The following is a 10,371-nucleotide window of genomic DNA, read 5'->3' as shown; positions in this document are numbered from 1 at the left end:
ATAAAAAGAATACCTTTCAATAAAATTATTACACATAAACTTATTTTTTACGTGTCTATTTTATTTTAGATATTCAAGTTAACTTACTATTTTTTCATTATATAATTATTTTAAGGTGATCATATGTTTACAAGATTTACAAAAGATTTATTATTTTATTATAAACGCGAAGAATGAAAATATGTTTTAAATGAAGATAATTTAAAATATAAACCAAAGTTTTTAATTTATCGCTATGAAAAATTAATGGGAAAAAATAATTTTATTAATTTTAAATACTGAATTTTTAAACGTTGAATTTTAAAAAATTTTGCTTATACTCAAGATTTTATCCATAAATTTTACAAATATGTTAAGAAATTAGATCTTGAATTAAATAGTAAAGAGCAAGAATTTATTTATAATGTTGAAGAAGTTAATTTTACCTTATGAAGACCATTAAAAATCTTACCAATATATTTTGATTTAGAACCAAAGGAAAAATGTCATTTTAAAAATAATGATGTTAATCTACATAAACTAGATAAGGATAATAAAATTAGTTTTGTTTGTAAGGGTGTTTTGCTGATTACGAATAAACGAGTAATTTTAGATGGAATTATTGATAATCAAGAAACACCGAAAACCTTTTCTTTTCCCTTACCCGATATTAAAAAAGTTGAGTATGTCGATGTCGGAGTTAAAATTACTGTTAAAAACACGGATTATTTAATTCGTGAACAAAATAATATGGTAATTTTAGCTTTATTATACCGGGCATTGGGTAAGAAAAAAGTGGTCTTTGATATTTATAAACTTCCAGAAAATATTAGTTTTTTTAATTTTAAATAAACTAACAAGATTGAAAATTTTGTTTTATTATTGTCAGAAAAGTTTTATAATTATTAAGTTAAGAGATGTGGGAGGATGAATATGAAACTAATTGTTGTAGAAAATAAAAATGAAATTGGAAAAGTAGTCGGAAAAATGTTTGTGAATGCAGTTCAAGCAAACCCCAAGATTGTGTTAGGGTTTGCGACTGGTAGTTCACCAGAAACAACTTATCAATATCTGATTAATGATTATCAACAAAATCATACCGATTGAAGTAATGTTGTTGCTTTTAACTTAGATGAATATATTGGGTTAGAACCAACCCATCCCCAAAGTTACCGTTATTTTATGAATGAAAAATTATTTAATCATATTAATATTAAAAAAGAAAACACCCATGTTCCCCAAGGAACTGGTGATTATGTTGCTTTTGCCAACCAATATGATGAAATGATTAAAAAAGCCGGTGGGATTGATATTCAACTATTAGGAGTTGGAACTAATGGCCATGTCGGATTTAATGAACCACCAGCTGATTTTAATTCGCTAACAAGGGTTGTTGACTTAGTTAAATCAACAATTGAAGCAAATGCACGCTTTTTTGACTCAATTGACCAGGTTCCAAAACAAGCGGTCTCAATGGGAATTAAATCAATTTTAAATGCTAAAAAAATTATTTTAATTGCCGATGGTCCTGGGAAAGCCCAAGCAATTAAACAATTAATTGAAGGTGAAATTTCAAACGAATGACCATGTACTAGTTTACAAATGCATAATGATGTCACTGTGGTTGTTGATAAAGCAGCCGCTGGACTTTTACGAACAAGTGGAATTACTCTTAATGAAAATAAATAAAAAAAATATCAACAGTTGTTGATATTTTTTTTGTTGAAATTATACCAAACGGTTGTATCATTCAACAATTAACGCATCATTAATATTAGCATTTAATTCTTCACGTTCAGGGAAACGAACATAAGTTCCAGAAAATTTTGCTTTATCAAATTTAACAAATTCTAAAGTATTAATTTGAGCTTGTAAACTTTCTAATACTTTTGGATTTTTTTGCATTGATTCTTTTAGGCTAATTCCATCGCCCGGTTTACAAATGTATGATGGGATGTCAACTTTTTTACCATTTACTAAAATATGAGCATGGTTTACTAATTGACGAGCACCATTTCTAGTTTGTGCTAAGCCCATGCGGAAAACTAAGTTATCAAGGCGTGATTCTAACATAATTAAGAAGTTAGTCCCCGTAATACCTTTCATTTTTTTTGCTTTTGTATAAGTATTGCGGAATTGACGTTCAGTTAAACCATACATATATCTAACTTTTTGTTTTTCTTGTAATTGCACTCCGTAGTTTGATAATTTTGTTCTTCGTTGACCATGTTGGCCCGGAGCATATGCTCTTTTTTTCCCTTTTGAAAACTCTTTATCGTTTTCTAGAATACTAAATCCATATCGACGTGATTTTTTAAACTTGCTACCAGTGTAACGTGACATTAAAAAAACCTCCTATATATCAAAGTTTGACATACAAAAAGATCATTAATAAACTCTATTTAAGATAGTATATATAAACTTCGCCTTAACAGCTAAGGTTACTTTATTATATTAATAAAATAATTACGTTCACTAATATAGACTATTGATTAAACATGTTTATTTGCTGTTTCTAAATGTTGTCTAAGATATTGTATAATATTCTTAACCTTTATTCAAGAATTTAATCTTTTTTATGTATTATTTTTTTTGAATGCTATAATTCAAGTGTAAGGTTATTTTTAAGGGAGCGAAACGGATGGTTAGTCTATCATTGATTCAAACAATTATTCATAACTCAGTAGAATTAACATTTTTTATTATTTTTATTTTATGTTTTTTAATTTTTTGCTATTTTTTAGGGGTCTGAATTAGCAAACAACGTTTTAAAAAAATTGAAATTAAAATTTTAACTAAGTTTGATGTTTTGAAACGACTACCCTTAAAACATAAAATTTTTCGTGTTTCGGAAATTGCCCAGCATAGTAATAAATTTGCGAAAGACTTAGTGGTATGAAGAACAAAATATGAAATAATTTATGAAAAAAAATTAATTAGTTGTTTTGAAGTATTTCGAAAGTTATATGCCCTTAAAAATCGTAAGCAATTATCATCGGCGAAAATGAAACCTTTATATAATGAGCTAGTAATATTAGAACAAGAGGCTCGGAAATTATTAACTGAAATTAATGAACAGTTACAAATTGAGCTTTTACAACGTGATTATATTTTATCCCATAAGGTAATGTTTAATGCTTTAATTGCCGAAGTTGAAAAATTAAAAATGAATGTTGCCTTAGATGAGAAAAAAATTAATGACTTTGAAAAATCAATTGCCTTAATGTTTGATGAATTTGAAGAATATTTAACCAGTGGGGATTTTGAAAAAACCAGCCAAATATTAAGTAACATTACCACATCACTGACTATTTTTGTTGAAATTTTAGATAATATTCCCCAAATTATTACCTTACTAACGAAAGTCGTACCGAACCGACTATCAGTACTAAAAGATAAGTATTTATTCTTTAATAAGGATGAAAATAATCGGGATTTATTAAAATTTACTTTTGATGAATTAGCAGCAAATGTTGATAATGACAAGTCGTTAGTTTTTCGGTATATTGATAATTTACAATACAAAAAAGCAACCAAGAAAACAATTGAAATTATTAATATGATTAGTGAATTTGATACCACAATTGAGCAACAAAAAAAGATTATTTCTTGTTTTAAAAAATATTATAAAATTGTGATGGATTATATTAATAAAATTGAACGAAGTTTTACCATTATTTCTAAGCAGATTGAAGCGTTGCGTTCTTCTTCGGTTTTAACCGAGCAAGAAGAAAGTGTTCATCGCGATGCGATGGGAAAAGTTAAGCAATTATCCCATGATACTAATAAATTATTATTAGAAATTAATAAGAATAGTCGGGATTATGTTTTTTTCAATAATGAATTAATTAGGTTACTGGAAAATGCTGTTGAAACCCAAAATGCCTTAGAAGAAGTTGTTAAAATTATTGAAAAAAGAAATTTTGTTGAAACCGAAATTCGCCGCACAATCCATTTGTTAGAAGTTGTTTTATTACAAGCGGAAGTTCGTCTAAACCAGTTACAATATAAAAATTTACTAAATAAGTACCAGAAAATTATTAGTGAATACCGCGCTAGTTTAGAGCGGATTAAAAAAATTCCGTTTGATATTAACAAAGAATTTGAAGTAAAAGATGTTAGTGTTAAATTAAATAAATTGAAAAAAGATGTTTTAAAATTATTTGAAAAAATTAAAAATGATATTTTATTAGATCTCTTAGCACAAGAGGCCCTTGTTTATTCACAGAAACTGATTTTAACAAACCAGAGTGCCGAAAAGCAAATTAAAAATGCCCAGTTAGCTTATAAAAACCATGATTATGAATCAACTTTGTATTTAACAATTAAATTATTATTTGATGTTAAAAATAATAAAAAAAATAAATAGGGGGAAGCAACAACCAGATGAATTTTGATGTCATATTAATCCGTTATGGAGAATTAACAACTAAAGGAAAAAACCGTACTGATTTCACTAATTTATTAGTAAATAACGTAAAGAAAAAACTGCACCAATTTAAAGAAGACTTTTTAATAAAAAAAGAATTTGATCGCTTATTTATTGAACTATTAAATCCAAGTTCTAGTAGTGCCATTGTTGCGATTTTACAAAAAATTTTTGGTTTTTCTTCAATGTCATTAGCCAAAAAAGTAAGTCGTCAACCAATTGATATGGCTGAACAAGCAATTGCTTTTATTAATTATTATCAGCCTCAAACATTTAAATTAGAAGTTCGTCGTAATGATAAAACTTACCAAGTAACTTCCACTGAATTAAAACAAATGTTGGCCCCAATGATTTTAAAAAATACAACAGTTAAAGTGGATGTTCACCATCCCGAAATGCAAATTGATATTGAAGTCCGGAAATATTTTAGTTATGTCTTTATTAACCGAATTACAGCGCTTGGAGGGTTACCAGTGGGGATTTCTGGAAAAGGTTTAGTAATGCTTTCAGGAGGAATTGACTCTCCCGTGGCAGCCTTTTTAACAATGAAGCGGGGAATGAGTGTGGAATATTTACATTTTGCAACTCCACCCCATACTTCCGAAGAAGCTCTTGCCAAAGTAAAAACGCTTGTGCAAAAATTAACACCGTATGCCAATAACCAAACCCAACGCTTACATGTTGTTAATTTTTCAATGTTACAGCATGAACTAATGCATATTCCAGAACCTAGCTATCGCATTACCATTATGCGCCGAATGTTTTACCGAATCGCTAATATTTTAGCACGGCAATATCATTGTCAAGCAATTATTACCGGTGAATCATTAGGACAAGTTGCTTCGCAAACAATTGAAAGTATTAATACCATTAATGCTGTTTCAAACTTATCTGTTTTACGACCAGTAATTTGTTTTGATAAGAACGAAATTATTAAGATTGCCAAAGACATTGATACTTACGAAACTTCAATTTTACCTTTTGAAGATTGTTGTAGTTTGTTTGTACCTAAAAACCCAATTACCAAACCAAAACTAGCAGTTGCCGAAGAGCAAGAAAAAGATTTAATGTGAGAAGACATTCTTAATGTTATAATAGAGAAAAGTATTGTTACATACACAATTGGTAGTGATGGTGAAAATTATGAAAAAAGTTAAATTTCCAAAAAAAACCCAAAAAAATAAGGAGCGGACAGCTAATTTAAAGTTATTAGCCCGCAATAAAACTAAAATTCCTGAAGAAACAAAAACTAATTTATTAGAAGAAACAATGATGATTGATGAAGAGTTTTCAATTATCAAAGATTTAAAAGATGAAGATATTAAAGTTGTTGACATGGGGAAAACAAATTTTTATGATGACAATGTTATTGATCTTGAAGAGGAGTTATTAAAATCAGTTAATACAAAAAAGAAACCCCAAATTTTTAAATATTTAATGTTTGCAATTTTAGCAATTTTAGTTGTGATTATGATTATCATTATTGTAATTAAATTGTAGAAAGGAAAATCACCATGGGCAAAATGCATTTAAATGTTCGAACAAATTATAGTTTATTATCATCGTTAATTGCAATTGATAATTATCTGGCCTATGGGCAGACAAATAGTTTATCAGCCTTAGCGATTTGTGATAATAATATGTATGGTGTCTATGAGTTTCATGAAAAATGCCGTCAGCATAACATTACCCCCGTGCTTGGTTTAAATTTTTATACTTATTTTAATAATCAAAAATATAATTTAAATTTATTTGCGATTAACCAAACGGGTTATTTTAACCTTGTTAAAATTTCTTCTTGAATTATGACTACTAATGAAAAAGATAATGTTATTGATTTTTCAGCGTTGTTACCACTTATTAGTGATCATTTAAAAATTATTATTAATTTTGAAGAAGCTAATTATGATGTTGTTTTTTACCAAAAACTATTAACAACCGTTAATAACCCCGATAATTTATATTTAGGTCTTAATAATAACAATTTAATGTTATTATCTTTTTTTAAAGAATTAGTTCCTAATGATAAAATTATTTGAAATAACAAAGTTCTTTATTTTGATAACTCTGATTTTAATGCTTATAAAATTATTAATGCTATTAAAAAACAAATTTTATTTAAAGAAAGCGCAGTTAAAGATACTTTTGCGTTTGATAATTATAGCCCAGAATATGAACAATATTTAGATAATATTAGTGCTTTTATTAGTAATATTGAAGTTTATGATTTAAAACATCAAAACATTCATGATAATTTATTAAAGTACCCAACCCCCGAGAATGTTGCTAGTCGTGATTTTTTGCGAGGAGTTTGTAAAAAGGGAATGGAATATAAATTAGGAACCCAAGTTGATAATAAATATTTAGTGCGGTTAAAATATGAATTAGATATTATTGACCAAATGGATTTTAATGATTATTTTTTAATTGTCTGAGATTATGTTAATTTTGCCAAAAAGAATAATATTTATGTTGGTCCGGGCCGTGGGAGCGCGGCTGGTAGTTTGGTCAGTTATTTATTAGATATTACTACAATTGATCCGGTCCAAGAAAATTTAATTTTTGAACGTTTTTTAAACCCAGAGCGTCAAGGAATGCCCGATATTGATATTGATTTTCAAGATGATAAACGAGAAGCAGTAGTCGAATATTTATTTGAAAAATATGGCCAGCAGCATATTGCTCATATTGTTACCTTTCAAACCATCGGGATGAAGATGGCCTTACGGGATGTTTGCCGGGTGTTTGGCATTAGTTTAGAAGAAGCCGACAAAATGAGTAAGGCTGTTCGCCTTGAAGATAACTATAACTTTATAAATGCTTTTACCAATAATAATGTGCTTGATTTTTATAGTAAAAAATATCCCCAAATCTTTTTATATCTCCCCAAAATTGTGGGTCTACCCCGCCAAACCGGAACCCATGCTGCAGGAGTAGTGTTATCACAAAAACCATTAGCAACTGTTGTCCCCATTCGGGAAGGTTATAATGGCATTTACCAAACCCAATATTCAATGAATTATTTAGAAGAATTAGGGTTATTAAAAATGGACTTATTAGGTTTACGTAATTTAACCATTTTACATAATGTAATTGATAATATTTATCAAGAAACAAAGGTAAAAATTAACTTACAGAAAATTCCCCTGAATGATAGTAAAACTTTTAAATTACTATCCGCAGGTGATACAAAGGGAATTTTTCAGTTAGAATCACCGGGGATGACCAAGGTTTTAATTGAAATGCAACCAGATAAGTTAGAAGATATTGTGGCAACCTCCTCGTTATATCGTCCGGGACCCCAAGATAATATTCCCTTGTATATTCAACGAAAAAATCACCATGTAAAATTTTCTTATCTTGATGAACGGTTAAAAGATATCTTAGCCCCAACCTATGGGATTATTGTTTACCAAGAGCAGGTAATGTTAATTGCCCAAAAAGTTGCTAATTTTTCGCTAGCCAAAGCGGATATTTTACGTCGCGCGATGGGAAAAAAAGAATCAAGTTATATGAATGAGTTAAAAACAGAGTTTCTAAATAATGCGGTGCAAAACCACTACACTCCTGAAAATGCCAATGATATTTGAAATTTAATTTATAAATTTGCTGCTTATGGTTTTAACCGTAGTCATGCGGTTGCTTATTCGCTTTTAGGATATCAAATGGCTTATTTAAAAGCCAATTATCCATCGCAATTTTTGGCCAGCTTATTAACAAATGTAATTGGGGATGAAAATAAAACCGCGGATTACATCCAATTAGCCAGAAAAAATAATTTAGGGATTTTACCACCTTCAATTAATTTACCGCTCAGTACATATGTGACCAGAGATAATCAAATTTGCTTACCATTATTAGTAATTAAACAAATTGGCTACGCTTTTTATAATAAAATTGCCCAAGAATATAATACTCACGGGGAGTTTCAAGATTTATATGATATTTTTATTCGGTTATATAAAAAAGGATTAAATAAAAAAACCTACGAAGCGTTATGCTATGCTGGTGCCTTAGATGGTCTTAATTTTAACCGGACAACATTATTTAATAATTATAATTTACTGGCTAATTATGTTGAAGTAATTAAAGTTTCGGAAAATAATGAGCAATTAATTGTTGATCTTCATCTTGCTGAAAAACCAGAAATTGTTATTTTTGAGGATGATGTTATTAATAATATTAAAAAAGAATATGAGTTTTTAGGTTTCTACTTATCTAATCATCCCCTCAAATATATTCGGACTTTAGAAGGATATGAGCAAAAAACTACATTAATTAGTGATTTAAAAATGTCGCAAGGAACAACCAATATTTTAGTAATTATCAAGCGGGTAAAAGAAATTTTTGATAAGAATAATAAAAAAATGGCTTTTGTTGATTGTTATGATGAAAGCGGGGCAATTAGTATTACTGTTTTTGCTAACCAATATCAACAATATGCTGCTTTGCTTAAACCTAACAATGTAATTTTATTAAATATTAAGTTAGGTAGTTACCAAGATAAAATAAACGGAATTATGAACCGAATTAAGTTAATTACTACGGAGGATAAATAAATGTTTTTAGAAGTTATTGCAACAAGTGTTGATGATGTTAAAGTTATTAACCAAGCCCAGAATGTGAGTCGAATTGAATTATGTGCTGCTTTAGAACATGGGGGTTATACTCCCAATTATGATGTTATTAAAGAAAGTTGTGCAATTAGCAAAATTCCAATTCGGGTAATTACCCGCCACCAGGATGCTGATTTTTACTACCATCCCGAAGAATTTGAACAAATTAAAAAAGATATTGAATATATTAAAACAACCCAAGCGGATGGAATTGTGGTGGGAATTATTACTCCTAATCAAGAAGTTGATCTGCCCCACATGCAAGAACTAGTTGCTTTAGCAAACCCATTAAAAGTAACTTTTCACCGGGCTTTTGATGAAATTATTGATAAACAAAAAGCAATTCAGGAATTACACCAGTTAAACATTAGGACTGTTTTAACCCAGGGGGGACTAACAAAAATTATTGATAACCTCGCAGTGTTTGATCAACTCCGCGGTTATGGGGTAGAAATTCAAGCGGGAAGTGGTGTTAATTTGGACAATTACCAAACGATTAGTAAACACTGTGATGCTATTCATATTGGAAGTGCGGTGCGAGTTGATCAGTCCTGAGCAAAAAAAATTGATTTAAATAAGTTACTACAAATTAAGTAGAACTTATTTAAATCTTTTTATATTTTTTGGTCGGTATGAGAAACTAAAATTTCTTTTAAACAAATATGTTGGGGCAAATTATAGGCATAAGCAATTAACTCGGCAGCTTCGCTGCTTGTTAATCCCTGGTTAATAGTATCCTTAACTTTTTGGTATTCTTCAAGAATTGTGGAGTTTTTAACTGATTTTAAGAGTTCAGTATTAACAATCCCCGGAGCAAAGATAATAACCCGCACATTATGGCCAGCAGTTTCTTTTCGCAAACTTTCACTTAGAGCATGCACCCCAAACTTTGTCGCATTGTAAACACTTCTTGTTTCTGATGTGTAGCGACCAGCTACTGATGAAACATTAATAATTGTGCCATGCTTTCTTGTTAGCATTTCTTTTAACACGGCATGAATTCCATTTAAAACTCCTTTGACATTAATATCAACCATTTGGTGCTGGGTTAATAAGTCTAAGTTAACTAATTTATCAAGGGGCATAATTCCGGCGTTATTAATTAATAAGTCCACTGGTCCATATTTCTTTTCTGCCAATTCAATTGCTTCCTTAATTTCTTCGTAGTTACAAACATCAACTTTCGCACAAATTGTATTTGTTAATTTTAATTCTTCTAATAATTCAACTCGACGGGCCATTAATAATAACGGAAATCCTAATTTATTAAATAACTGGGCACAAGCTTTTCCAATGCCAGCTGAGGCCCCGGTAATTGCAATTAGTGGTTTATGTTGTGACATTTTT

At 29.4% G+C, this 10,371-nt stretch carries 9 protein-coding genes; 7 read left to right on the top strand and 2 right to left on the bottom strand.

From position 1 onward, the window contains the following. Positions 1-123: 123 nt before the first annotated feature. Together QPK10_RS06570 and nagB are read left to right on the top strand one after the other, a co-directional pair. On the top strand, positions 124-831 hold the full coding sequence (locus tag QPK10_RS06570; protein ID WP_368487206.1) for a hypothetical protein: 708 nt from the start codon (positions 124-126) through the stop codon (positions 829-831). Between the two features lie 81 nt (positions 832-912). Continuing rightward, positions 913-1,668 carry a glucosamine-6-phosphate deaminase gene (gene nagB, locus QPK10_RS06565; RefSeq protein WP_368487205.1) on the top strand — a complete coding sequence of 252 codons (756 nt, stop codon included), beginning with the start codon at positions 913-915 and terminating at the stop codon, positions 1,666-1,668. A 39-nt stretch (positions 1,669-1,707) separates the two neighbouring features. Here the strand turns inward: nagB and rpsD are convergent, their stop codons facing one another. Then, positions 1,708-2,322 carry a 30S ribosomal protein S4 gene (gene rpsD, locus QPK10_RS06560; RefSeq protein WP_368487204.1) on the bottom strand — a complete coding sequence of 205 codons (615 nt, stop codon included), beginning with the start codon at positions 2,320-2,322 and terminating at the stop codon, positions 1,708-1,710. Positions 2,323-2,620: 298 nt separating this feature from the next. Between rpsD and QPK10_RS06555 the strand changes: the two genes are divergently transcribed. Genes QPK10_RS06555 through QPK10_RS06535 form a run of 5 tightly spaced genes read left to right on the top strand, consistent with a single transcriptional unit; the run spans position 2,621 to position 9,621 of the window. Continuing rightward, positions 2,621-4,348 carry a septation ring formation regulator EzrA gene (locus QPK10_RS06555; RefSeq protein WP_368487203.1) on the top strand — a complete coding sequence of 576 codons (1,728 nt, stop codon included), beginning with the start codon at positions 2,621-2,623 and terminating at the stop codon, positions 4,346-4,348. A gap of 17 nt (positions 4,349-4,365) precedes the next feature. Further along, the gene (gene thiI / locus QPK10_RS06550; protein WP_368487202.1) at positions 4,366-5,565 is read left to right on the top strand and encodes a tRNA uracil 4-sulfurtransferase ThiI; all 1,200 of its coding nucleotides are present in this window, start codon (positions 4,366-4,368) and stop codon (positions 5,563-5,565) included. Then, positions 5,552-5,908 carry a hypothetical protein gene (locus QPK10_RS06545; RefSeq protein ID WP_368487201.1) on the top strand — a complete coding sequence of 119 codons (357 nt, stop codon included), beginning with the start codon at positions 5,552-5,554 and terminating at the stop codon, positions 5,906-5,908. The genes thiI and QPK10_RS06545 overlap by 14 nt, the downstream gene beginning before the upstream one ends. A gap of 14 nt (positions 5,909-5,922) precedes the next feature. Then, positions 5,923-8,967 (top strand): DNA polymerase III subunit alpha, encoded by a 3,045-nt coding sequence (locus QPK10_RS06540; RefSeq protein WP_368487200.1) that lies wholly within the window; start codon positions 5,923-5,925, stop codon positions 8,965-8,967. Beyond that, positions 8,968-9,621: a copper homeostasis protein CutC gene (locus tag QPK10_RS06535; protein ID WP_368487199.1), complete on the top strand. Its 654-nt coding sequence runs from the start codon at positions 8,968-8,970 to the stop codon at positions 9,619-9,621. Positions 9,622-9,638: 17 nt separating this feature from the next. On the opposite strand, the gene QPK10_RS06530 is transcribed toward QPK10_RS06535, so the two are convergent. Further along, positions 9,639-10,367 carry an SDR family oxidoreductase gene (locus QPK10_RS06530; RefSeq protein ID WP_368487198.1) on the bottom strand — a complete coding sequence of 243 codons (729 nt, stop codon included), beginning with the start codon at positions 10,365-10,367 and terminating at the stop codon, positions 9,639-9,641. Positions 10,368-10,371 lie beyond the last annotated feature (4 nt).

The organism is Spiroplasma sp. DGKH1, assembly GCF_040940205.1.
Taxonomy (GTDB): Bacteria; Bacillota_I; Bacilli_A; order Mycoplasmatales; family Mycoplasmataceae; genus Spiroplasma.
This window is presented reverse-complemented; position numbering and strand designations above follow the sequence as displayed.